A 22,069-nucleotide genomic window follows, 5' to 3' on the forward strand; every position below is an offset into this window, starting at 1 on the left:
CAAGCTATAAGTAACAGCAGGTTGGCGGCGCTTTGGCTTGCAGCTTGAGGCTTGTCGCTTAGCGCTGCCCTATCTGTACTTGCCGTTCTTGCCATGGCCGCTCATGGCCTGGTTGCTGCGCAGGCTGATCATCGACTTGATATCGATCCACTCGATGCCTTGGGCCTTGAGCTTGGGCAGTTCGCGTTCCAGCACTGCCAGGGTCTGCGGATACGGGTGGCCGATCATCACCGCCGAGCCCTGCTTGCGGGCCAGGTCGATGGCTGTCTGCAACTGCCGGGCGATCGCCGGCTCGGTACGCTCATCGTCGAGGAATACATCCCGGGAAACGCTGGCCAGGCCGATTTTCTGTGCCTCGGCGGCGGCCACGGTCTGGGCGCTGGTGCGGCTGTCGACGAAGAACTTGTTGCGCCGTTGCAGCTCGCCCATGAGCCAGGCCATTGCCGGTCGCTGGGACGTCATGCGGCTACCCATGTGGTTGTTGATGCCGCTGGTGTAGGGCACGGCCTGGAACGCTGCATCCAGGCGCTTGTGCAGTTCTTCCTGCGGCAGGTCCGGGTGCCAGGCGAAGGGCCCGGTGGCCGGGTCCATGGGCATGTGCAGGATAACGATCTTGCCCGCCCGGTGGGCTTCCCGGGCGAACTCGGCGGCGTGGGGCGTATCGGGCATGATCGCCGTGGTCACCGGGCCGGGCAGTCCCAGCACACGGCGATCGCGAGGCAGGTTCTGGCCCAGGTCGTCGATGATCAGGCTCAGGTAGGCCTTGGGCGCCTGCGGGGCGGCGGCCTGGACGGGCAGGCAGCAGAGCAGGGCCAGCAGCAAGCCGCCTAGCAGCCGGGAGAGCGGCTGGCGGCTGTGCGTCGAAGGAAAGTGCAGCATGGGAATCAGCAATGGCCTTGGCAGTGGGACGCCCTGGCGGACGCTTCGCCGGCTAGCCGGCTCCCTGCTTGGGAGTCGGCGGGCCGGCGAGGGTTCAATCATTTACCGCGAGTGATGCTTAGCCCCTTGAGCAGGCTCAGGGCCTGGGCCAGCTGGTAGTCGTCGTCCTGTGGCATCGGCTTGGCCTTGCCGGCAGAGCCGCTTGGCTTGTCGGCGCCGCCGTTGCCATTGCCCAGGTGACCCTGCAGGTCGGCTTCCTTGAAGTACTCGCCGTCCTGGGATTCGCTGGTGATCTTGGCGCGACGCACCTCGATGTCCGGGACGATGCCCTGGGCCTGGATCGAGCGACCGTTGGGGGTGAAGTACAGCGCAGTGGTGATCTTCAGGGCGCGTTCGTTGTTCAGCGGCAACACGGTCTGTACCGAGCCCTTGCCGAAGCTGGTGGTGCCCATCAGCACGGCGCGCTTCTGGTCCTGCAGGGCGCCGGCGACGATTTCCGAGGCCGAGGCGCTGCCGCCGTTGATCAGCACCACCATCGGCACGGCTTCGCTCTCGTCCTTGCCGGTGGCGGAGAAACGCAGTTCGGAGTTGGCGATACGGCCCTTGGTGTAGACGATCAGGCCCTTGGTGATGAAGTGGTCGACCACTTCCACCGCGGCCTGCAGTACGCCGCCCGGGTTGTTGCGCAGGTCGAGGATGATGCCGTTGAGCTTCTTGCCGTTGTCCTTTCGCAGCTTGGCCAGGGCCTTGGAGACTTCCTCGCCGGTCTTGACCTGGAACTGGGTGATGCGGATGTAGCCATAGCCGGACTCCAGCAACTGGCTCTTCACGCTCTTGACCTGGATGGTGGCGCGGGCCAGGGTCACGTCGAATGGCGTGCCGCCGTCGCGGACCAGGGTCAGGGTGATCTTCTGGCCGATCTTGCCGCGCATCTTGTCCACGGCTTCGGTCATGGTCTGGCCACGGGTCGGCTGGCCGTTGATCTTGACGATCAGGTCGCCGGCCTGGATGCCGGCCTTGGAAGCCGGGGTGTCATCGATCGGCGACACCACCTTGATGAAGCCGTCTTCGGCACCGACCTCGATGCCCAGGCCGCCGAATTCGCCGCTGGTGCTTTCCTGCAGCTCGGCGAAGTCTTCCGGCCCCAGGTAGGCCGAGTGCGGGTCGAGGTTGCTGAGCATGCCCTTGATGGCGTTTTCCAGCAGGGTCTTGTCATCGACAGGTTCGACATAGGCGGCCTTGATGCGATCCATCACCTCGGCAAAGGTACGCAGCTCTTCCAGCGGCAAAGGCGCCTTGGTCGTCGCGGCGGTTGCCGATTGAGCGGTTTCGGCGGCAAACGCCAGAGGCGCGCCGATCACCAGGGCGATCGTCAGGGCCAGCGAGGTAAGGCGGGACAAATGCAGCATGTCGAACGAACTCCTAATTTAGATGCAGCGCTTATCCTTGCGCGTGGCACCACTGTGCCGGGTCGCTGGGGCGACCCTGCTGACGAATTGCAAAGTACAGCGCAGGAGTGTCCTGTCCGCCACTATTGCCCACTGTGGAGATGGACTCTCCGGCCTTGACCACGTCGCCGGCTTCCTTGAGCAGCGTCTGGTTGTGCCCGTAGAGGCTCAGGTAGCCGTTGCCATGATCGAGGATCACCAGCAGCCCGGCACCGCGCAGCCAATCGGCGAACACCACCCGGCCGCCGTGTACGGCATGCACCTGGCTGCCAGCGGCAGCGCTGATCATCACGCCGTCCCACTTGGAGCGGGAGTCGTCGCCACGGGTTTCACCGAAGCGCGCCAATAGTCGACCATCGACTGGCCATGGAAGTTTGCCCCGGGCCGAAGCGAATGCTCCGCCAAAGGAGGGACCGTTACTGGAGACCAGGGCCCCGGGAGTGGAATGGACCGGCTTGCGCGGTGCATCGCTGGTCTCGGCCTGGGCTTCACGCAAACGCTTTTTTTCGGCTTCCTGCTGGGCGATCAGCGCTCTCTGGCGCGCCTCTTCCGCCTCGCGAGCCTGGCGTGCCAGGGTCTCTTCGATGGTCTTGAGGACCTTGGCCAGGTCGGCCTGGTCCTGTTCGCGCTGTTGCAGCTTCTGGTCCCGGGCCTTGACGTCGTCGTTGAGCTTGGCCAGGGCCAGCTGGCGCTCCTTGCGGACCTTGGCCAGCTCCTCGCGCTGGGTGTCGAGGCTGCTTTTCTGCACCAGCAACTGGGCCTGCTGCAGGGAAATATCCTTTTCCACATTGGCCAGCTGGCGCAGGGTCTCGTTGAAGTTCTTCAACTGCTCCAGGCGGGCCTGGCTCAGGTAGTCGTAATAGGTGAGGGTGCGGGCGAATTTTTCAGGATTCTGCTGGTTCAGCAGCAGCTTGAGGTACTCCTGGCGCCCGTTCTGATAGGCGGCCCGGGCCTGGATGGCGATCAGTCGTTGCTGTTCAGTGCGCGCGCTCTGGAGTTTTTTTTTCTCCTCATCGAGTCGCTGCAGCTCGGATTCGCTTTTCTTCAGCTCTTTCTGCAGGGCCTCGACCTGCTTCTCCAGCTTGCCCATCTCGGTCTCGGTGCCGCGCAGCTCTTTCTGTACTCCGGACTTTTCTTCCTGCAGTTTGCCCAGCAGCTTCTTCAGCTCGGTGATGTCCTGACGCGTGGCGTCCAACTGTTGTTGGGTTTGCGCACGCTCGTCGGCAAAAGCCGGTTGGAGCAGGCAGGTCAGAGCAAGGGCAATCAGGGCGCGAAGCATAGAGGCGGGCGACACCAGGGAAAGGGACGGCCTAGTATGCCCGCCCATCGCTGCAAAAAAAACGCCTCAAAGCCAACTGCTTTGAGGCGTTCGTCATAAAAAGTCGTTTCCGGCCCATTATTGGGCCTTTTGCTATCAGACCAGGATCGACTTGCCGGTCATTTCCGCGGGCTGTGGCAGGTCCAGCAGCTTGAGCATGGTAGGGGCCACATCTGCCAGGACACCGCCTTCACGGACCTTCAATGGGCGCTTGCCGACATAGATGAAGGGCACCGGCTCGGTGGTGTGGGCGGTGTGGGCCTGGCCGGTGGTTTCGTCGGACATCTGCTCGACGTTGCCGTGGTCGGCGGTGATCAGCGCTTCGCCGCCGACCTTTTCCAGGGCATCGACGATACGCCCGACGCACAGGTCCAGGCATTCCACGGCCTTGACGGCAGCCTCGAACACGCCGCTGTGGCCAACCATGTCACCGTTGGCGTAGTTGACGATGATCACGTCGTAGCGCTGGTGTTCGATGGCGTCGACGATCTTGTCGGTGACTTCCGGGGCGCTCATTTCCGGCTGCAGGTCGTAGGTAGCGACCTTCGGCGACGGGATCAGGATGCGTTCTTCACCCGGGAACGGCTCTTCGCGCCCGCCGGAGAAGAAGAAGGTCACGTGGGCGTATTTCTCGGTCTCGGCGATGCGCAGCTGGGTCTTGCCGTTCTTGGCCAGGTAGTCGCCCAGCACGTTTTCCAGGCTGCTGGGGGCGAAGGCCGCCGGGGCCGGGATGCTGGCCGCGTACTGGGTGAGCATGACGAAACCGGCCAGTTTCGGCTGGCGTGCGCGCTCGAACTCCTTGAAATCGTTCTCGACGAAGACCCGGCTCAGCTCGCGGGCCCGGTCGGCGCGGAAGTTCATGAACACCACGGCATCGCCGTCCTCGACCTTGAGCGGTTCGCCGATGGTGGTGGCCTTGACGAATTCGTCGCTTTCATCGCGCTCGTAGGCCGCTTGCAGGCCTTGCTGGGCGGTGGCGGCGCTGAACTGGCCCTGGCCCTCGACGATCAGGTTGTAGGCCTGGGCCACGCGGTCCCAGCGGTTGTCGCGGTCCATGGCGAAGTAGCGGCCGATCAGGCTGGCGATGCGGCCCTTGCCCAGGGTCTTGAAGGTTTCGTCCAGCAGTTCGATGGACGACTGGGCGCTCTTGGGCGGGGTGTCGCGACCGTCGAGGAAGGCGTGCAGGTAGATTTTCTCGGCGCCACGCTTGAAGGCCAGTTCGGCCATGGCCACCAGGTGGTCCTGGTGGCTGTGCACGCCGCCATCGGACAGCAGGCCGAGGATGTGCACGGCCTTGCCGGCGGCCACGGCCTTGTCCACGGCGGCGCAGATGGTCGGATTCTCGAAGAATTCGCCGTCACGGATGGCCTTGGTCACCCGAGTGAAGTCCTGGTACACCACGCGGCCGGCCCCGAGGTTCATGTGGCCGACTTCGGAGTTGCCCATCTGGCCGTCCGGCAGGCCGACGTCCATGCCCGAACCCGAGATCAGGCCGTTGGGCACGCTGGCGCACAGGCGATCCAGGACAGGCTTGTTCGCGGCATAGACAGCGTTGGATTCGTGGCTCTCGCTGTGACCGAAGCCATCCAGAATCATCAGGACCAAAGGTTTAGGCGTGGTAGTCATGGCGTCCACTCGTGGCTGGATAAGGAGGTGTTGAAAAAGGGAGTGGCAGTTTAAAGGCAAGTTCAATCGGCGTCACCGCCGGGCGGGGTTTGGCCGACCTTGAGGGCTGTGTATACTGGCCGGCATTTTCACGCCCTGGAACCTCCTTAGATGGTTGCTCACCTGATTCAATTCGCTACTGAACACTACCTGCTCGTCGGCGCCTTCGTCATTCTCCTGGCCCTGCTGATCGCTCACGAACTGAGCCGCGGTGGCCGCAGCCTCAGCACCGGCGAACTGACCGCGCTGGTCAACAGCGAGCAGGGCGTGGTGATCGATATCCGCCCATCCAAGGAATACGCCGCTGGCCACATCGTCGGTGCGCTGAACATTCCCCAGGACAAGCTGGCCGCCCGCATCGGCGAGCTGGAGAAGCACAAGGCCAAGACCATCATCCTGGTGGACGCCCAGGGCCAGCACGCCGGCACCCAGGCCCGCGAGCTGATGAAGTCCGGCTTCACCGCGGCCAAGCTGTCCGGTGGTGTCTCCAGCTGGAAGGCCGATAACCTGCCATTGGTGAAGTAATGTCCCAGGTCATCGTCTATTCCAGTGATTACTGCCCTTATTGCTCGCGGGCCAAGCATCTGCTCGCCAGCAAAGGCGTAGCCTTCGAAGAGATCAAGGTCGATGGCAAGCCGCAGGTGCGCGCCGAGATGAGCCAGAAAGCCGGACGCACGTCCGTGCCGCAGATCTGGATCGGTGCCACCCACGTAGGTGGTTGTGATGATTTGTTTGCCCTGGAACGCGCCGGCAAGCTCGACGCGTTGCTGGCGGCCTGAAATTCCTAACCTTATAGACCCAAGATCAAGAAGGATCTGAGATGACTGACCAACAGAACACTGCTGCTGCCGAAGACGAAAGCGCACCGCAATTCTCCCTGCAGCGCATCTATGTGCGTGACCTGTCCTTCGAAGCGCCGAAAAGCCCGGCGATCTTCCGCCAGCAGTGGGAGCCCAGCGTCGCCCTGGACCTGAACACTCGTCAGAAAGCCCTGGAAGCCGATTTCCACGAAGTGGTACTGACCCTGTCCGTGACCGTGAAGAATGGCGACGAAGTGGCCTTCATCGCTGAAGTCCAGCAGGCCGGCATCTTCCTGATCAAGAACCTGGACGAGGCTTCCATGAGCCACACCCTGGGTGCCTTCTGCCCGAACATCCTGTTCCCGTACGCTCGCGAAGCGCTGGACAGCCTGGTGACCCGCGGCTCGTTCCCTGCCCTGATGCTGGCTCCGGTGAACTTCGACGCGCTGTACGCCCAGGAGCTGCAACGCGTGCAGTCCGCTGGCGAGAACACCGTTCAATAAGTGCTTCACCCAGCCATGAAAAAAGCGCCTTTGACGGCGCTTTTTTCATGGCTGGGTGAAACCTCCAGGTAGGCGCGAGGCTGGCCTGCGACAAGGGCGACGCGAAACGCCTGAGCACCGCGTTACCGGTCATCGCGAGCGAGCTTGGCTCCTGCACAAGCAGGCGCTTATTTGAAGCCCAATTGGCGCCAGCCTTCGTAGACCGCCACCGCCACGGTGTTGGACAGGTTAAGGCTGCGGCAGCCTTCGCGCATGGGCAGGCGCAGGCGCTGCTCGCCGGGCAGGGCGTCCAGTACCTCTGCTGGCAGGCCACGGCTTTCCGGGCCGAACAGGAAGGCATCGCCCTCCTGGAAGCTGGCATCGTGGAAGGGGCGCGAGCCCTTGGTGGTGAAGGCGAACAGGCGTGGATGGCCGAGGCTCTCCAGGCAGCTGGCGAGGTCGGCATGGCGTTGCAGGGTGGCGTACTCGTGATAGTCGAGGCCGGCACGGCGCAAGCGCTTGTCGTCCATTTCGAAACCCAGCGGCTCGATCAAGTGCAGGTGGCAGCCGCTGTTGGCGCAGAGCCTGATAACGTTGCCGGTATTCGGCGGAATTTCTGGTTGGAAGAGGATGACGTGAAACATGCACGGCTCCGAAGAGAAAGACAGGCAGCATTCTACGCCTGAAGAAGACTCGCGGCCGAAGCTAATGCTGCGGGTATTCGGCTCCCTGGCCATTGTCGGGGTGATGATCGGCCTGATGATCGGTCGCCTGACCCAGCCCGAGCCGGTGCAGTTGCAAGAGGTGCAGACCGTGCCCGATGGCCTGGTGATCTGGTTCAACCATGAGCCCAAGGTGCATGGCGAGCATGTCGAAGGGGCCGTGGCGCTGCTGTTCGATGCTTCGGGCCGGGCGCAGCAGGGCCAGTTGCAGGTCAATCAGCGAATGGTGAATTGGCGGATACGCCTGGCGGACCAGGGCTTGTTGCTGAACCTGGTGGCCGCGCGCCCCCTGCGGGGCGAATGGAGCGGGGGCGCGGTGGACGGGCGCTGGCGCCTGGAGATCCACTTGCGAGAGCAATAAAAGAGGGAAACCCCGGCCTGCCTGTACCAGGGCCCCCAAAACCGTGGCCTGCTCGCTTGACGCGGCGGGCCGAGTGTTAAAGAGGGGAGCCCTGGCCTGCCTGTACCAGGGTCCCCGAAACCGTGGCCTGCTCGCTTGACGCGAGTGGGCCGGGTGTTAAAGAGGGGAATCCTCGGCCTGCCTGTACCAAGGTCCCCAAAACGGGTGAGCGGTGGCGCTCGTGATCTTGTTATTGCAGGGGGCGTGCCAATTCAGGCTTAAACGGTTCAGTTAATTGCAGGGTCAAGCTGGAGGCCCCGTTTTTCGGGGCTTTCGCCGTTTTGTTGAGTTTTCCTTGCCCGGCCTGGTGCGGCCGTTCGCAAGCGAGTCTTGCGTCTGGCCGAGCCTTTTGGCGGTGCAGGCTCACCATTTCGGTGCACGAAAAACATCGCGGGCAAGCCTCGCTCCTACGAAACACAAGGTCCGTGGAAGCGAGGCTTGCCCGCGCTAGGGGTTGCAGAACAGCCGCTCAAGCCTCGTCGCTGTCCTCCTCGTCGCCACCGTCGACCTTCATCCCCAGCTCCTTGATCTTGCGGGTCAGGGTATTGCGCCCCCAGCCCAGCAAGACTGCAGCATCACGACGCCGACCGGCGGTGTGCTTGAGGGCGGTCTCGATCATGATCCGCTCGAAACTCGGGACCGCGCTGTCCAGCAGGTTGGACTGGCCGCGGGCCAGGGCCTGGTCGGCCCACTGGCGCAGGGCCTGTTCCCAGTTGGTCACCGGTGCCGAGTCCTGAGGTAGGCTCAGCAGTTCCGGCGGCAGGTCGCCGATATGGACTTCGCGCCCGGAGGCCATCACGGTGATCCAGCGGCAGGTGTTCTCCAGTTGGCGCACGTTCCCTGGCCACGGCAGGTTCTTCAGGAACTCCTCGGTTTCGTTCTTCAGCAGCTTGGGCTCCACCGCCAGCTCCTGGGCCGCGCGGCCGAGGAAATGCTTGGCCAGGGTCGGGATGTCTTCGCGACGATCCGACAGGCGGGGAATGTGGATGCGGATCACGTTGAGGCGGTGGAACAAGTCTTCGCGGAATTTGCCGGCCTGGACCAGGGTTTCCAGGTTCTGGTGGGTCGCGGCGATGATTCGTACGTCGACCTTGACCGGAGTATGGCCGCCGACCCGATAGAACTCGCCGTCGGCCAGCACCCGCAGCAAGCGAGTCTGGGTATCGGCCGGCATGTCGCCGATCTCGTCGAGGAACAGGGTGCCACCGTCGGCCTGCTCGAAGCGCCCGCGCCGCAGGTTGGCGGCACCCGTGAAGGCACCTTTCTCATGACCGAACAGCTCGGACTCCATCAGGTCCTTGGGGATCGCCGCCATGTTCAGGGCGATGAACGGCGAACTCGCACGCGGACTGTGGCGGTGCAAGGCATGGGCCACCAGCTCCTTGCCGGTGCCGGACTCGCCATTGATCAGCACCGTGATGTTGGAGTGGCTCAAGCGCCCGATGGCCCTGAAGACCTCCTGCATCGCCGGGGCTTCGCCGATGATCTCCGGCGTGCGCGCCAGGCTCGGCGCGACCTCCAGGCCTTGCTGTTCCTGGGCATGCTGGTTGGCGCGCTTGACCAGGGCCACGGCCTCATCGACATCGAACGGCTTGGGCAGGTATTCGAAGGCGCCGCCCTGGTAGGACGCTACCGCGCTGTCCAGGTCGGAGTGGGCGGTCATGATGATCACCGGCAGGCGCGGATGCTGTTCGCGGATCCGTGCCAGCAGGTCGAGACCGCTGGCCCCGGGCATGCGGATATCGGAAATGATCACATCCGGAGCCTGGCGGGCCAGGCGGCTCATCACCCCGTCGGCGCTGTCGAAGCTCTGGGTCGTCATGCCTTCCTGTTGCAGGGCTTTTTCCAGGACCCAGCGGATTGAACGGTCGTCATCGACGATCCACACGGTTTCACTTCGGCTCATGTCGATGGGGCTCCTTGTTCCAGAGGCAAAAAGATCGAGAACGTGGTGTGGCCTGGGTGGCTGTCACACTCGATCAGGCCCTGGTGCTGGCTGATGATGTTCTGGGTGATGGCCAGGCCCAGCCCGGTACCGTCCGGGCGGCCGCTGACCATGGGGAAGAAAAGGGTGTCCTGCAGTTCGGCGGGGATTCCCGGACCGTTGTCGATGATCTCGATCTTGGTCACCAGGCGATGGCGCACATGGCCGATGGTGAACTGGCGCATGGTGCGGCTGCGCAGGGTGATGCGGCCCAGGCGCAGCTCGTTCTGGGTGCTGATGGCCTGCATGGCGTTGCGCACGATGTTCAACACCGCCTGGATCATTTGCTCACGATCGATCAGTACATCGGGAATGCTCGGGTCGTAATCCCGGACCAGGGTGATGCAACCCTGGCTCTCGGCCTCCACCAGGCTGCAGACCCGCTCCAGCACTTCATGGATATTGGTCAGCGCCAGGGACGGCAGCTTGTTCGAGCCAAGCATGCGATCCACCAGATTGCGCAGGCGGTCGGCCTCTTCGATGATGACGTTGGTGTAGTCCTTGAGGCTTTCCTCGGGCAGCTCCCGGGCCAGCAACTGGGCGGCGCCGCGAATCCCGCCCAGGGGATTCTTGATTTCGTGGGCCAGGCCGCGCACCAGCATCTTGCTGGTTTCCTGCTTGGACAGCTGGGCCTCTTCCTTGGTGATGCGCAGCAAGCGATCCCGGGGATGGACTTCCAACAGCAGCAAGGTGTCGCCGTTGTTGAGGATCGGCGTCACCGCATAGTCCACGGTCAGGGTCTGGCCGGTCAGGGCGGTGAGCATGGCCTCGCGCTTGGTGAAGGGATGGGCCTGCTCCACCGCCTGGCGCAGGGAGCTCAAGGCTTCGGCCGACTCGGTGAACAGCTCGCTGATGAACTGCCCATGGCTGCGCTGGCCGCTGATGGCCAGGAGCATTTCCGCCGCCGGGTTCATGTACTCAAGGCGCAGGTCGGCATTGAGCAGGATGGTGGCGGTGGTCAGGTTGTCCAGTAACAGGCGATGCAGTGGGTCGCTGATGGTCATTCGGACCTCTTTTGAAGCAGGACAATCCGGAGTCGATCCCGGATCGTGCACGGGTTGAAGCGCTGGTACGGAGAAAATGCAAAAACCAAACCAAGGCTCCGAAAAGAAGCGTTCGCGCCCCTGAAACAGGTGTTTGAACGCCGATTGCATGGCGTATTGCCAGTCCCGACGGGCATTTTCGAACCAAAATGGGCTGCTAATCATCCCTGGGTGCAAGGTGTTGCACCAATATAGTGCATGAGTGCTTGGCCTGCTTGCCTGCTGTCCGATCGTCGAGAATCAACGCCCGTTTTTCAGCGGCAGCCGGGTGCCAGAGCCGGTAGAGTGCGCCGGACTCTTTGCTTGAAGGTCCAGGATCCGGCCATGGAAAACGCCCCTCTGCTGTTCCAGCTTCCCGACGACGACACCTTGTATCGGGCGCTCCTGGAGCGCGACCCGGCCTATGAGGGTTTTGCCTATGTCGGGGTGAAGAGCACCGGGGTGTTCTGTCGGCTGAGCTGTGTCGCGCGCAAGCCCAAGCGTCACAACACGGTGTTCTTCGGCTCCATCAGGGAGTGCCTGGAGGGCGGGTTTCGTGCTTGCCTGCGCTGCCGTCCCCTGGAGGCGGCAGGGGGCCAGGAACCCTGGGTCAAGACCTTGCTCGAACAACTGCACAGCGATGGCGAGCGCCGTTGGTATGAAGAGGATCTGGTGCGCCAGGGGCTGGACCCGTCCACGGTCCGCCGAGCATTCAAGCGCCATTTCGGGGTGACCTTCCTGGAAATGGCCCGGCTGCGGCGTATCGGCCGGGGCATGCAGCAGTTGGCTTCAGGGGAGCCGGTGATCGAGGCGCAGATCAGCGCCGGCTTCGATTCCGACAGTGGTTTTCGCCATGCGTTTGCCCGGCTTGCGGGCCAACCACCGTCGAACCTGCGTGGGCGTGAACTGCTCAAGGCCGATTGGTTGCAGACGCCTATCGGTGTGATGCTGGCCGTGGCCGATGCCCAGGTCCTGCATGTGCTGGAGTTTTTCGACCGCCCGGCCCTGGCGGGGGAGCTGCGCAAGTTGCAGGACAACAGTGGCTCGAGCATCGGCTTCGGACGCTTTGCCCCCATCGACCAGATCGAGGCCGAACTGCGCCGTTACTTTGCCGGTGAGCCGGTGTCTTTCCAGACACCATTGGCGATGCAGGCCTCGGCCTTCACCCGCACGGTATGGCAGGCCCTGCGGGCCATTCCCCTGGGCAGCACCTGCAGTTATGCCGGGTTGGCGCGGGATATCGGCTCGCCGACGGCGGTGCGCGCCGTGGCCCGAGCCAACGGTGCCAACCAGATCGCCATCGTCATCGCGTGCCATCGGGTGATCGGCGCCGATGGCTCGCTGACCGGTTATGGCGGAGGCCTGTGGCGCAAGCGCTGGTTGCTGGAGCACGAGCGACGGATGCATCTGGCTGGACGGGAACAGCCGGTGCTGGCCCAGGAGCCATTCAACGATGGGCGCGCAGCAGGAAGAAACTGATTTCCGGGCTTTGCTGCAGGATTTGCTCGCCCTCAAGGACCTGCACCGCCAGGCGATGAAGGCCGCGGTCGAGGTTCGACAGATGCAACTGCGGGCCACGGCCAGGGGCGCCGTGGGGTTCGCCATCCAGCAGCAGGCGCAGGCGATGGGGCGGTTGCAGCGGCGGGTGCAGGTCTACCCGGACGCTGAAGCTGCCGTTATTGGCCCGCAGCGCGCCCTGCTCCTGCACTCCGTTGAGCTGCAGGCGTTGGTAGGCCTGCCTTTGGCTGGTCTGGCAGGCGACCGGTGCCCTGTTCGAGGGCGGCCAGTCGCTGGATCCTCGGTCGCTGCTGGGGCGATGGTCGTCGGTGGGGTGATCGGGGGCCGCATCAGCTGGCAGTAGGGTTATCCACAGCAGCCACAAGGCAGCGATACGCATGGTCCGGATCCTCCTGGAGAGCCCTCAGCATAGGGGCGCACCGGGCAGGCGACAGGCCTGGTTAACCTTTGAACACACATAACTCGGCAGTGGCGCGGATCATCGCCAACTGACGCAGCGGCGCCATGTCGCCGGTGTGGTTGGCCCGGGCCAACCACTGCGGGCAGCGCGGGTCGGTACGGGAGGGGCTGAAGTCGGCCAGTTGCTGCAGCAGGCGTTCTTGTAACCGATCGAGTTGCGGGCGGATTTGCCCGGCCAGGTCCTGGCGTGGAGTATCCGGTGCCTGGCCTTGTAGATGCCAGGTTGAAAGCCTGGCGTATTGCACTAGTTTGTTGGCCTCGATCTGCGCTGCGAAGAACTGCCCTACCGTGGTTTCATCCAGGCCGTTGGCCAGGGCCGAGGCTGCTGCGATCACTTGCTGTTCGCGAGGCCGGTCCTCCACGGCCTTGTGGCTGTCCCACTTGCTCAGGGCCACTTGCTCGGCGATGTCCAGGCGTGCGGCGATGCTGCCCAGCAATGGAGCAAGGCTGGCCGGAGCATCGTCGGCCCGGGCCAGGCTGGCGAGCAGGGTGCAGGCCAGGGCGAGACACAGGTTCAAGGAAGATTTCATCGGCAGGCTCAAGGTTGGGAGGGGGAGGTTCATGATGCCCGCAAGCTGGCCAGAGGCACACGGAAAATCCCCGGGTATTTTCTGCCGGGCATGAAAAAGGCCTCCCGAAGGAGGCCTTTCGATCACGCCGCTTGCGCGAGCGCTACCGGATCAGCAGCTGTAGTACAGCTCGTATTCCAGTGGGTGTACGAAGGTACGGACCTTGATTTCTTCTTCGCTTTTCAGGGCGATGTAGGCGTCGATGAAGTCGTCGCTGAAAACGCCGCCTTTGGTCAGGAACGCACGGCCCTTGTCCAGCTCTTCCAGGGCTTCTTTCAGGCTGCCGCAAACTTGTGGGATCTCTTTGGCCTCTTCAGGCGGCAGGTCGTACAGGTTCTTGTCGGCAGCATCGCCAGGGTGGATCTTGTTCTGGATACCATCCAGGCCGGCCATCAGCAGTGCCGCGAAGCACAGGTATGGGTTGGCCGCCGGGTCCGGGAAGCGCGCTTCGATACGGCGGGCTTTCGGGCTCGACACGTAAGGAATGCGGATCGAAGCGGAGCGGTTGCGGGCCGAGTAGGCCAGCATCACTGGAGCTTCGAAGCCTGGAACCAGGCGCTTGTAGGAGTTGGTAGCCGGGTTGGTGAAGCCGTTCAGGGCCTTGCCGTGCTTGATGATGCCGCCGATGAAGTACAGGGCGGTATCGGACAGGCCGGCATAACCTTCGCCAGCGAAGGTGTTCTTGCCGTCTTTCCAGATCGACATGTGTACGTGCATGCCCGAGCCGTTGTCGCCGTACAGCGGTTTTGGCATGAAGGTAGCGGTGCGGCCGTAGGCGTCGGCCACGTTGTGCACCACGTACTTCAGAGTCTGGGTTTCGTCGGCCTTCTTCACCAGGGTGTTGAACTTGACGCCGATTTCGTTCTGGCCGGCAGTCGCCACTTCGTGGTGGTGGACTTCGACGGTCAGGCCCATTTCTTCCAGTGCGTTGCACATGGAGGTACGGATTTCGTGGTCATGGTCGAACGGCGGAACCGGGAAGTAGCCGCCCTTGATGCCTGGACGGTGGCCCTTGTTGCCGCCTTCCACGTCCTGGTCGGACATCCACGAGCCTTGCTCGGAGTAGATCTTGAACATCGAGCCGGAGATGTCGGACTTGAACTTTACCTGGTCGAAGATGAAGAACTCAGGCTCCGGACCTGCGAATACGGTGTCGCCGATGCCGGTGGCCTTCAGGTGCTCTTCGGCGCGCTTGGCGATCGCGCGAGGGTCGCGGTCGTAGCCTTGCATGCTCGAAGGTTCGATGATGTCGCACACCAGGATCAGGGTCGGCTCTTCGGTGAACGGGTCCAGCACGGCGGTTTCGTCGTCCGGCATCAGGATCATGTCGGAGGCTTCGATGCCTTTCCAGCCAGCGATGGAGGAGCCGTCGAACATCTTGCCAGCTTCGAAGAAGTCTTCATCCAGCGCATCACGGGCCGGCATGGTCACGTGATGTTGAGTGCCCTTGGTGTCAGTGAAGCGCAGATCAATCCATTTGACGTCATGATCTTTGATGAGTTGAACCGACTTCGACATAGTGTCCTCCGGATGGCTTCGGGCTTGATGTTGGAGTGCCCTTAGAATGTGGGTAATGCCGGCGCGAATACTCTGCCATGGCAACCTGCCTCACAAGGGAGCAAATTGCATGCCAGTGCCCTGGGATGGGTTTTTTGCCCCAAAATCACGCTTTCTCCGCTTCAGGGGCAAGAGTGCCGGCATTTTGCGCACTGCAATGTAGCGCTTATTTGAATAAATGACCCGTTTTGGTGCATCGAAAACCTTCTGCACATTAACTGGTTAAACCTTGAGCAATTTCCGCTATAATCCGCGCCCCCCTTTTTCGGCTGACCCGGCGCACGCTGTTTTCATGAAACTAATCGTTAAAGTTTTCCCGGAAATCACCATCAAGAGCCGCCCGGTTCGGACGCGTTTCATCCGTCAGTTGGCCAAGAACATCCGTGCCGTGCTCCGTGACCTGGACCCGGCTGTGGTGGTCGATGGTGTGTGGGACAACCTCGAGCTGGAAACCGCCGTCACCGAGCCCAAGGTGCTCAAGGACATGACCGAGCGCCTGAGCTGCATGCCCGGCATCGCGCATTTCCTGCAGGTCGACGAGTACCCCCTGGGGGACTTCGACGACATCGTCGCCAAGTGCAAGCAGCACTTCGGCGAAGTCTTGGCGGGGAAGATTTTCGCTGTGCGCTGCAAGCGCGCCGGCAAGCATGAATTCAGTTCCATGGACGTGGAAAAATACGTCGGTAGCCAGTTGCGCCGACAGTGCGGTGCCGCGGGAATCGACCTGAAAGCGCCGCAAATCGAAGTGCGGATGGAAATTCGCGACCAACGGTTGTTCGTGATCCACAGCCAGCACAATGGCATCGGCGGCTACCCGCTGGGCGCCCTGGAACAGACCCTGGTGTTGATGTCCGGTGGCTTCGACTCCACCGTGGCGGCCTACCAGATCATGCGTCGCGGCCTGATGGGGCATTTCTGCTTCTTCAACCTGGGCGGTCGTGCCCACGAATTGGGCGTGATGGAAGTCGCGCACTATATTTGGAAGAAGTACGGCAGCTCCCAGCGCGTGCTGTTCGTCAGCGTGCCGTTCGAGGAAGTGCTGGGCGAGATCCTCGGCAAGGTCGACAACAGTCATATGGGCGTCATCTTGAAGCGTATGATGTTGCGTGCCGCCTCGAGCATCGCCGAGCGCCTGCACATCGATGCGCTGGTCACCGGCGAGGCGATTTCCCAGGTGTCCAGCCAGACCCTGCCGAACCTGTCGGTGATCGACTGCGTGACCGACAAGCTGGTGCTGCGGCCGCTGATCGCCAGCCACAAGCAGGACATCATCGACCTGGCCAACCAGATTGGCACCGCTGACTTTGCCAAGCACATGCCGGAGTACTGCGGGGTCATCTCGGTGAACCCCAAGACCAATGCCAAGCGCCATCGCGTCGAGCATGAAGAGAAAGAATTCGACATGGCCGTGCTCGAGCGTGCGATCGAGCGGGCCAAACTGGTGCCGATCGATCGAGTGATCGACGAGCTGGGCCAGGATGTTCAAGTTGAAGAAGTCAGCGAAGCGCTGGCCGGCCAGATCGTCATCGACATCCGTCACCCGGATGCCCAGGAAGATGAACCGCTGGAGCTGGCTGGCATCGAAGTCAAGGCGTTGCCGTTCTATGCGGTGAACGCACGCTTCAAGGAACTGGACCCTAACCGCCAGTACCTGCTGTATTGCGACAAAGGCGTCATGAGTCGCCTGCATGCTCACCATCTGCTCAGTGAGGGACATGCCAATGTGCGCGTTTATAGACCGAGCTAAATGCCCGGGGCTGTTCGCCTGTGGCTTGCGTCACCGGCCCCCCGACGCCGCCGTCAAGCTGTAACGGCAAGGCCTGAATCTATTGTTAATCGCTGCCAGCATTTGTCAGCACACCGAATCCTCTGATCGAGATACACAAGTGATCGAAAATCTACGCAACATCGCCATCATCGCCCACGTTGACCACGGTAAAACCACCCTGGTAGACAAACTCCTGCGTCAATCCGGCACCCTGGAGCGCAACGAGCTCAACGACGAGCGCGTGATGGACTCCAACGACCAGGAAAAAGAACGCGGCATTACCATCCTGGCCAAAAACACCGCCATCAACTGGAACGGCTACCACATCAACATCGTGGACACCCCCGGCCACGCCGACTTCGGCGGCGAAGTTGAGCGCGTAATGTCCATGGTCGACTCCGTGCTGCTGCTGGTCGACGCCCAGGACGGCCCGATGCCGCAAACCCGCTTCGTGACCAAGAAGGCTTTCGAAGCCGGCCTGCGTCCGATCGTGGTGATCAACAAGGTCGACCGTCCGGGCGCGCGTCCTGACTGGGTTCTGGACCAGATCTTCGACCTGTTCGACAACCTGGGCGCCACCGAAGAACAGCTGGACTTCAAAGTCGTCTACGCCTCGGCCCTGAACGGCATCGCCGGTCTGGACCACACCGACATGGCCGAAGACATGACCCCGCTGTACCAGTCGATCATCGACAACGTGCCAGCGCCAAGCGTCGACCGTGACGGTCCGTTCCAGATGCAGATCTCTGCCCTGGACTACAACAGCTTCCTGGGTGTGATCGGCGTTGGCCGTATCGCCCGTGGTCGCGTCAAGCCGAACACCCCGGTCACTGCCATCGATACCGAAGGCAAGAAGCGCAACGGCCGTATCCTCAAGCTGATGGGTCACCACGGCCTGCACCGCGTGGACGTTGAAGAAGCCGCCGCTGGCGACATCGTCTGCATCAGCGGTTTCGACGAGCTGTTCATTTCCGACACCCTGTGCGACCCGACTGCTGTTGAAGCAATGAAGCCGCTGACCGTCGACGAGCCGACCGTATCCATGACCTTCCAGGTCAACGATTCGCCGTTCTGCGGTAAGGAAGGTAAGTTCGTGACCTCCCGTAACATCAAGGAGCGTCTGGACAAAGAGCTGCTGTACAACGTAGCCCTGCGTGTTGAAGAAGGCGACTCGGCCGACAAGTTCAAGGTTTCCGGCCGTGGTGAGCTGCACCTGTCGGTTCTGATCGAAACCATGCGTCGCGAAGGCTTCGAGATGGGCGTTGGCCGTCCTGAAGTGATCATCCGTGAAGTTGACGGCGTGAAGCAGGAACCGTTCGAGAACGTGACCATCGACATCCCTGAAGAATCCCAGGGCAAGGTGATGGAAGAAATGGGTCTGCGTAAGGGCGACCTGAGCAACATGGTTCCGGATGGCAAGGGCCGTGTACGCCTGGAATACAACATTCCAGCCCGTGGTCTGATCGGTTTCCGTAACCAGTTCCTGACCCTGACCAACGGTGCAGGCATCCTGACCTCGATCTTCGATCGCTACGCTCCGATGAAGTCCGGCCATATGTCCGGTCGTCAGAACGGCGTACTGGTATCGGTTGAGACCGGCAAGGCTCTGACCTACTCCCTGGAAACCCTGCAGGCGCGCGGCAAGCTGTTCGTCGAGCACGGCCAGGAAATCTACAACGGTCAGATCGTTGGTCTGAACAGCCGTGACAACGACCTGGGTGTGAACCCGACTAAAGGCAAGAAGCTCGACAACATGCGTGCTTCGGGCAAGGACGAGACCATCGCCCTGGTTCCGCCAGTTCGTTTCACCCTGGAACAGGCCCTGGAATTCATCCAGGACGACGAGCTGTGCGAAGTGACTCCTAAGTCCATCCGTCTGCGTAAGAAGATCCTGGACGAAGGCGAGCGTACCCGCGCTGCCAAGAAAGCCAAGAACTGAGTCTTTAGTTCCGGCTGAATGAAAACGCCCCCGGCCTTGCGGTCGGGGGCGTTTTTTTATGCCTGGAGAAAACCTGTAGCCGCTGCCGGGTCCGCGAGGCTACGACTGGCCGCGCAGGGGCCATCAACCCAGGAGCCGCGTAACACGGCCGCAGTGGCTAATGCCAGTCAGTTGAGCGAGGTGATCCCCTGTAGGAGCAGCCGATTGCGGCCTCGCAAGCTCGGCGTCGGCTAGGACGGCGGTGGTGGCAGAGTTGTAGAGGGCGGGGGATCAGAAGCGTTCGAGGGTCCGGCTGCTGGTGTTGGTCGGACGCTCCAGGGGCTTTGGCTTGTAGGCGCAGTAGCCTGGGCGTGGGCCGACCTTGGGATGGTTGCGACAGGTATCGGGGCGCTTGTCATAAATGGTGCACAGGCGGCTCTTGCGGTCCAGATACAGGCAATCGTTGTTGCTCATGCGCTGCAGGGTGAAGATTTCCGACTTCTGGTTGTAGCGCTCGACGATGCCTTCCTTTTGCAGGCGCTTGGCGATGTTCTTCGCCGGCTCGCCGCGTTCGAACTCATCGACCACGCCGATGCGGATCAGGTCCTTGATCTTCACTTCCACCGGCAGGGTGCAGCAGCTGGACATGCAGGAACCGCACATGGGCGCGGAATACTTGGCCCAGGTATCGAGACGGTCGATTTCCGCGGCGGCGATCAGGTTGGACTTCATCATCGAGGTGGTTTCCAGCATGTTTTCGGGGGCGCGCGATCATACCGGGACTGCTGGATTTTTGAACAACTTTGTGTCGGATTTTTCTTGGCATACGGCCGGCCAGTACATGACGGCACAGGCCCTGCATCTTTTTTCCTATCGGTGCAGCCGCTCCTCTCGTTTGGTCGAGCTGTTTGCAATAGCGCCGAACCAGGGCCTTCGCTCCGTGTCAGACCGACTAGGCTCAGTCAATTCCATGCTCACTGTGTATCTCGTCAGAGGTCGTAACGATGACTCAGGAATCCCATGTTCGCGACACGCAGGTGGCGGCTTTTCGTGAAGCCGTCCTGACCAAACTCACCTACGCGGTCGGCAAGGACCCGGACCATGCCTTCGACCATGACTGGTTCGAAGCCATTGCCCTGGCTGCGCGGGACCACATGGTCGATCACTGGATGGATCACACCCGGCAGATCTATCGCCGGGGGCAGAAGCGGGTGTACTACCTGTCCCTCGAGTTCCTGATCGGTCGATTACTGATCGATAGCCTGAGCAACCTCGGCTTGCTGGAGGTGGCGCAAGAGGCCCTGACGGACCTGGGGGTAGACCTGCAACGCATCCGCCTGCTGGAGCCCGATGCGGCCCTGGGCAACGGTGGGCTGGGGCGCCTGGCGGCATGCTTCATGGAAAGCATGTCGAGCCTGGGTATCGCCGGCCATGGCTATGGCATTCGCTATGAGCACGGGCTGTTCCGCCAGGCCATCGTCGATGGCTGGCAACAGGAGCAGACCGAGCACTGGCTGGATTTCGGCAACCCCTGGGAGTTCGAACGGCCCGAAGTGATCTACTCCATCGGTTTTGGCGGGGGTGTCGAGACCGTTGCCGACGAGGCCGGCGCTACCCGGCAAGTCTGGTCTGCGGCGGAGACGGTACGGGCCGTGGCCTACGACACGCCGGTAGTGGGATGGCGCGGGGCCAGCGTCAACACCCTGCGCCTGTGGCGTGCCCGGGCCATGGAGGAGTTGCACCTGGAGCGCTTCAATGCCGGCGACCACCTGGGGGCGGTCGCGGAGGTGGCCCGGGCCGAGAGCATCTCGCGGGTGCTGTACCCGGCCGACAGCACCGAAGCCGGGCAGGAACTGCGCCTGCGCCAGGAGTACTTCTTCGTCTCGGCGTCGTTGCAGGACCTGCTGCGCCGGCACAAGAACATGCATGACTCGGTACTCAGCCTCGGCGAACACGCGGCTATCCAGCTCAACGACACCCACCCATCGATCGCCGTGGCCGAGCTGATGCGCCAGTTGGTGGACCTGCACGGCATCGCCTGGGACGCGGCCTGGCAGATCACCGTGGAAACCCTGGCCTATACCAACCACACCCTGCTGCCCGAGGCGCTGGAGACCTGGCCGGTGGGGTTGATGGAGCGCCTGCTGCCGCGGCACATGCAGATCATCTACCTGATCAATGCCCAGCACATCGACTCGTTGCGGGCCAAGGGCATGCACGATTTCGACGTGCTGCGGGCGGTGTCGCTGATCGAGGAGGACAACGGCCGCCGGGTACGCATGGGCAACCTGGCATTCCTCGGTTCCCACAGCGTCAACGGCGTATCCGGCCTGCATACCCAGCTGATGCGCAGCACGGTGTTCTCCGAGTTGCACAAGTTGTATCCGGAGCGGATCAACAACAAGACCAACGGCATCACCTTTCGCCGCTGGCTGTACCAGGCCAACCCGCAATTGACCCAGATGATGCTGGAAGCCGTGGGCCCCGAGCTGCTGGACAATCCCGAGGAGCTGCTGCTGGGGATCGAGCCCTTTGCCGAGAAAGCGGCGTTTCGCAAGCAGTTCGCCGAGCAGCGCTTGCACAGCAAGCGGGCCCTGGCGGCGATCATCCACGAGCGCCTGGGTATTGCCGTCAACCCGGCGGCGATGTTCGATGTCCAGGTCAAGCGCATCCATGAGTACAAGCGCCAGTTGCTCAATCTGTTGCACACCGTGGCCTTGTACCAGGCGATCCGCGCCGAGCCGGAAACCGACTGGGTGCCGCGGGTGAAGATCTTCGCCGGCAAGGCCGCCGCCAGCTACCACCAGGCCAAGCTGATCATCAAGCTGACCAACGACATCGCCCGTACGGTGAACAACGACCCTACGGTGCGGGGCCTGCTCAAGGTGGTGTTCCTACCCAATTACAACGTCAGCCTGGCTGAAAGCATCATTCCCGCGGCGGACCTGTCGGAGCAGATTTCCACCGCCGGCTTCGAAGCCTCGGGTACCAGCAACATGAAGTTCGGCCTCAATGGCGCCTTGACCATCGGCACCCTGGATGGCGCCAACGTCGAGATGTGCGAGCGGGTCGGCGCCGAGCACATGTTTATCTTCGGCCTCAGCGCCCAGCAGGTGGAGGCCCGCAAGCGCAATGGCGAATTCAGCGCCGGGCCGGACATCGCCGCCTCCCATCGCCTCAACGATGTGTTGCAGGCGATCCGTGGTGGCGTGTTCTCCCCGGACGATCCGTCGCGCTATACCGGCCTGGTCGACTCGCTGGTGGATTACGATCGATTCCTGGTCTGTGCCGACTTCGATGCCTATTGGAGTGCCCAGGCCCGGGTCGAGGAGCGCTGGCACGACTCCAAGGAGTGGTGGCGCTCTGCGGTGCTCAACAGTGCGCGGATGGGCTGGTTCTCATCGGACCGGACCATTCGCGAGTACGCCACGCAGATCTGGAAGGCCTTGGAGTGAACCCCGGGGAATATCCGGAACTGTGAGCGAGGCCCAGCGTGCGCTGGGCCTTGTCGATATACTTGGCGGCGTTTTTTCCCCGGCTCGTGCCTTGGCGTTCGTGCC

The 22,069-nt window shown here is 62.4% G+C and carries 19 protein-coding genes; 8 read left to right on the forward strand and 11 right to left on the reverse strand.

The window, feature by feature from the left end:
* Nucleotides 1-69 precede the first annotated feature (69 nt).
* From C4K39_RS01885 to gpmI, 4 genes are all read right to left on the reverse strand, one after another.
* Complete coding sequence (locus tag C4K39_RS01885) at nucleotides 70-879, reverse strand: divergent polysaccharide deacetylase family protein (protein ID WP_068589452.1); 810 nt, start codon at nucleotides 877-879, stop codon at nucleotides 70-72.
* A gap of 98 nt (nucleotides 880-977) precedes the next feature.
* Entirely contained in the window at nucleotides 978-2,288 is a 1,311-nt protein-coding gene (locus C4K39_RS01890) for a S41 family peptidase (RefSeq protein WP_124345538.1), read from the reverse strand.
* A 31-nt stretch (nucleotides 2,289-2,319) separates the two neighbouring features.
* Entirely contained in the window at nucleotides 2,320-3,606 is a 1,287-nt protein-coding gene (locus C4K39_RS01895; protein ID WP_124345539.1) for a murein hydrolase activator EnvC family protein, read from the reverse strand.
* A gap of 135 nt (nucleotides 3,607-3,741) precedes the next feature.
* Entirely contained in the window at nucleotides 3,742-5,271 is a 1,530-nt protein-coding gene (gene gpmI / locus C4K39_RS01900; protein WP_124345540.1) for a 2,3-bisphosphoglycerate-independent phosphoglycerate mutase, read from the reverse strand.
* A gap of 150 nt (nucleotides 5,272-5,421) precedes the next feature.
* Here gpmI and C4K39_RS01905 point away from each other — a divergent pair, with 150 nt between their 5' ends.
* From C4K39_RS01905 to secB, 3 genes are read left to right on the forward strand one after another with little or no spacing between them, the layout of a single operon-like run.
* A complete protein-coding gene (locus C4K39_RS01905) occupies nucleotides 5,422-5,835 on the forward strand; it encodes a rhodanese-like domain-containing protein (RefSeq protein WP_068589440.1) in 414 nt (137 codons plus the stop codon).
* Entirely contained in the window at nucleotides 5,835-6,089 is a 255-nt protein-coding gene (grxC, locus tag C4K39_RS01910) for a glutaredoxin 3 (protein WP_068589437.1), read from the forward strand. Before C4K39_RS01905 ends, grxC begins: the two co-directional genes overlap by 1 nt.
* 41 nt (nucleotides 6,090-6,130) lie before the next feature.
* Complete coding sequence (gene secB, locus C4K39_RS01915) at nucleotides 6,131-6,613, forward strand: protein-export chaperone SecB (protein WP_068589434.1); 483 nt, start codon at nucleotides 6,131-6,133, stop codon at nucleotides 6,611-6,613.
* A 167-nt stretch (nucleotides 6,614-6,780) separates the two neighbouring features.
* Here secB and trmL read toward each other — a convergent pair whose 3' ends face one another.
* On the reverse strand, nucleotides 6,781-7,236 hold the full coding sequence (trmL, locus tag C4K39_RS01920; protein WP_068589431.1) for a tRNA (uridine(34)/cytosine(34)/5-carboxymethylaminomethyluridine(34)-2'-O)-methyltransferase TrmL: 456 nt from the start codon (nucleotides 7,234-7,236) through the stop codon (nucleotides 6,781-6,783).
* Here trmL and C4K39_RS01925 point away from each other — a divergent pair.
* Nucleotides 7,235-7,675, forward strand: a complete 441-nt coding sequence (locus C4K39_RS01925; protein WP_124345541.1) for a hypothetical protein — start codon at nucleotides 7,235-7,237, stop codon at nucleotides 7,673-7,675. The two genes, trmL and C4K39_RS01925, sit on opposite strands and share 2 nt — an antisense overlap.
* Before the next feature lie 508 nt (nucleotides 7,676-8,183).
* On the opposite strand, the gene ntrC is transcribed toward C4K39_RS01925, so the two are convergent.
* Together ntrC and glnL are read right to left on the reverse strand one after the other, a co-directional pair.
* Complete coding sequence (gene ntrC / locus C4K39_RS01930; RefSeq protein ID WP_068589425.1) at nucleotides 8,184-9,620, reverse strand: nitrogen regulation protein NR(I); 1,437 nt, start codon at nucleotides 9,618-9,620, stop codon at nucleotides 8,184-8,186.
* Complete coding sequence (gene glnL, locus C4K39_RS01935; protein ID WP_068589422.1) at nucleotides 9,617-10,702, reverse strand: nitrogen regulation protein NR(II); 1,086 nt, start codon at nucleotides 10,700-10,702, stop codon at nucleotides 9,617-9,619. Before glnL ends, ntrC begins: the two co-directional genes overlap by 4 nt.
* Nucleotides 10,703-11,065: 363 nt before the next feature.
* Between glnL and C4K39_RS01940 the strand changes: the two genes are divergently transcribed.
* Nucleotides 11,066-12,199 carry a bifunctional transcriptional activator/DNA repair enzyme AdaA gene (locus C4K39_RS01940; RefSeq protein ID WP_124345542.1) on the forward strand — a complete coding sequence of 378 codons (1,134 nt, stop codon included), beginning with the start codon at nucleotides 11,066-11,068 and terminating at the stop codon, nucleotides 12,197-12,199.
* Here the strand turns inward: C4K39_RS01940 and C4K39_RS01945 are convergent.
* The 3 genes from C4K39_RS01945 to glnA all read right to left on the reverse strand — a co-directional run bounded on the left by C4K39_RS01945 (nucleotide 12,168) and on the right by glnA (nucleotide 14,784).
* Nucleotides 12,168-12,617, reverse strand: coding sequence for a DUF4124 domain-containing protein (locus C4K39_RS01945; RefSeq protein ID WP_124345543.1), 450 nt, complete (start codon nucleotides 12,615-12,617; stop codon nucleotides 12,168-12,170). The genes C4K39_RS01940 and C4K39_RS01945 overlap by 32 nt on opposite strands.
* A 61-nt stretch (nucleotides 12,618-12,678) precedes the next feature.
* On the reverse strand, nucleotides 12,679-13,227 hold the full coding sequence (locus tag C4K39_RS01950; RefSeq protein ID WP_124345544.1) for a chorismate mutase: 549 nt from the start codon (nucleotides 13,225-13,227) through the stop codon (nucleotides 12,679-12,681).
* A 150-nt stretch (nucleotides 13,228-13,377) separates the two neighbouring features.
* Nucleotides 13,378-14,784, reverse strand: a complete 1,407-nt coding sequence (gene glnA, locus C4K39_RS01955; protein WP_053132545.1) for a glutamate--ammonia ligase — start codon at nucleotides 14,782-14,784, stop codon at nucleotides 13,378-13,380.
* 331 nt (nucleotides 14,785-15,115) lie between these two features.
* Here glnA and thiI point away from each other — a divergent pair, with 331 nt between their 5' ends.
* A complete protein-coding gene (gene thiI, locus C4K39_RS01965) occupies nucleotides 15,116-16,570 on the forward strand; it encodes a tRNA uracil 4-sulfurtransferase ThiI (protein ID WP_068589410.1) in 1,455 nt (484 codons plus the stop codon).
* Nucleotides 16,571-16,709: 139 nt separating this feature from the next.
* Complete coding sequence (gene typA / locus C4K39_RS01970; protein WP_068589407.1) at nucleotides 16,710-18,530, forward strand: translational GTPase TypA; 1,821 nt, start codon at nucleotides 16,710-16,712, stop codon at nucleotides 18,528-18,530.
* 270 nt (nucleotides 18,531-18,800) lie between these two features.
* Here the strand turns inward: typA and C4K39_RS01975 are convergent, their stop codons facing one another.
* Nucleotides 18,801-19,244: a YkgJ family cysteine cluster protein gene (locus C4K39_RS01975; RefSeq protein ID WP_068589404.1), complete on the reverse strand. Its 444-nt coding sequence runs from the start codon at nucleotides 19,242-19,244 to the stop codon at nucleotides 18,801-18,803.
* A 269-nt stretch (nucleotides 19,245-19,513) separates the two neighbouring features.
* Between C4K39_RS01975 and C4K39_RS01980 the strand changes: the two genes are divergently transcribed.
* The gene (locus tag C4K39_RS01980) at nucleotides 19,514-21,964 is read left to right on the forward strand and encodes a glycogen/starch/alpha-glucan phosphorylase (RefSeq protein WP_068589401.1); all 2,451 of its coding nucleotides are present in this window, start codon (nucleotides 19,514-19,516) and stop codon (nucleotides 21,962-21,964) included.
* The last annotated feature ends 105 nt before the right edge of the window (nucleotides 21,965-22,069 follow it).

The sequence above is a fragment of the Pseudomonas sessilinigenes genome (assembly GCF_003850565.1).
GTDB classification, from domain to species: Bacteria; Pseudomonadota; Gammaproteobacteria; order Pseudomonadales; family Pseudomonadaceae; genus Aquipseudomonas; species Aquipseudomonas sessilinigenes.

What these genes read in the sequence shown, in the direction of transcription:
- C4K39_RS01940 (WP_124345542.1), top strand. Translation starts at nt 11,066, where the DNA reads ATGGAAAACGCCCCTCTGCTGTTCCAGCTTCCCGACGACGACACCTTG.
- ntrC (WP_068589425.1), bottom strand. Translation starts at nt 9,620, where the DNA reads ATGAGCCGAAGTGAAACCGTGTGGATCGTCGATGACGACCGTTCAATC.
- C4K39_RS01925 (WP_124345541.1), top strand. Translation starts at nt 7,235, where the DNA reads ATGCACGGCTCCGAAGAGAAAGACAGGCAGCATTCTACGCCTGAAGAA.
- C4K39_RS01885 (WP_068589452.1), bottom strand. Translation starts at nt 879, where the DNA reads ATGCTGCACTTTCCTTCGACGCACAGCCGCCAGCCGCTCTCCCGGCTG.
- C4K39_RS01890 (WP_124345538.1), bottom strand. Translation starts at nt 2,288, where the DNA reads ATGCTGCATTTGTCCCGCCTTACCTCGCTGGCCCTGACGATCGCCCTG.
- C4K39_RS01905 (WP_068589440.1), top strand. Translation starts at nt 5,422, where the DNA reads ATGGTTGCTCACCTGATTCAATTCGCTACTGAACACTACCTGCTCGTC.
- trmL (WP_068589431.1), bottom strand. Translation starts at nt 7,236, where the DNA reads ATGTTTCACGTCATCCTCTTCCAACCAGAAATTCCGCCGAATACCGGC.
- gpmI (WP_124345540.1), bottom strand. Translation starts at nt 5,271, where the DNA reads ATGACTACCACGCCTAAACCTTTGGTCCTGATGATTCTGGATGGCTTC.
- glnA (WP_053132545.1), bottom strand. Translation starts at nt 14,784, where the DNA reads ATGTCGAAGTCGGTTCAACTCATCAAAGATCATGACGTCAAATGGATT.
- thiI (WP_068589410.1), top strand. Translation starts at nt 15,116, where the DNA reads ATGAAACTAATCGTTAAAGTTTTCCCGGAAATCACCATCAAGAGCCGC.
- C4K39_RS01975 (WP_068589404.1), bottom strand. Translation starts at nt 19,244, where the DNA reads ATGATGAAGTCCAACCTGATCGCCGCCGCGGAAATCGACCGTCTCGAT.
- C4K39_RS01945 (WP_124345543.1), bottom strand. Translation starts at nt 12,617, where the DNA reads ATGCGTATCGCTGCCTTGTGGCTGCTGTGGATAACCCTACTGCCAGCT.
- C4K39_RS01950 (WP_124345544.1), bottom strand. Translation starts at nt 13,227, where the DNA reads ATGAAATCTTCCTTGAACCTGTGTCTCGCCCTGGCCTGCACCCTGCTC.
- grxC (WP_068589437.1), top strand. Translation starts at nt 5,835, where the DNA reads ATGTCCCAGGTCATCGTCTATTCCAGTGATTACTGCCCTTATTGCTCG.
- secB (WP_068589434.1), top strand. Translation starts at nt 6,131, where the DNA reads ATGACTGACCAACAGAACACTGCTGCTGCCGAAGACGAAAGCGCACCG.
- C4K39_RS01895 (WP_124345539.1), bottom strand. Translation starts at nt 3,606, where the DNA reads ATGCTTCGCGCCCTGATTGCCCTTGCTCTGACCTGCCTGCTCCAACCG.
- C4K39_RS01980 (WP_068589401.1), top strand. Translation starts at nt 19,514, where the DNA reads ATGACTCAGGAATCCCATGTTCGCGACACGCAGGTGGCGGCTTTTCGT.
- glnL (WP_068589422.1), bottom strand. Translation starts at nt 10,702, where the DNA reads ATGACCATCAGCGACCCACTGCATCGCCTGTTACTGGACAACCTGACC.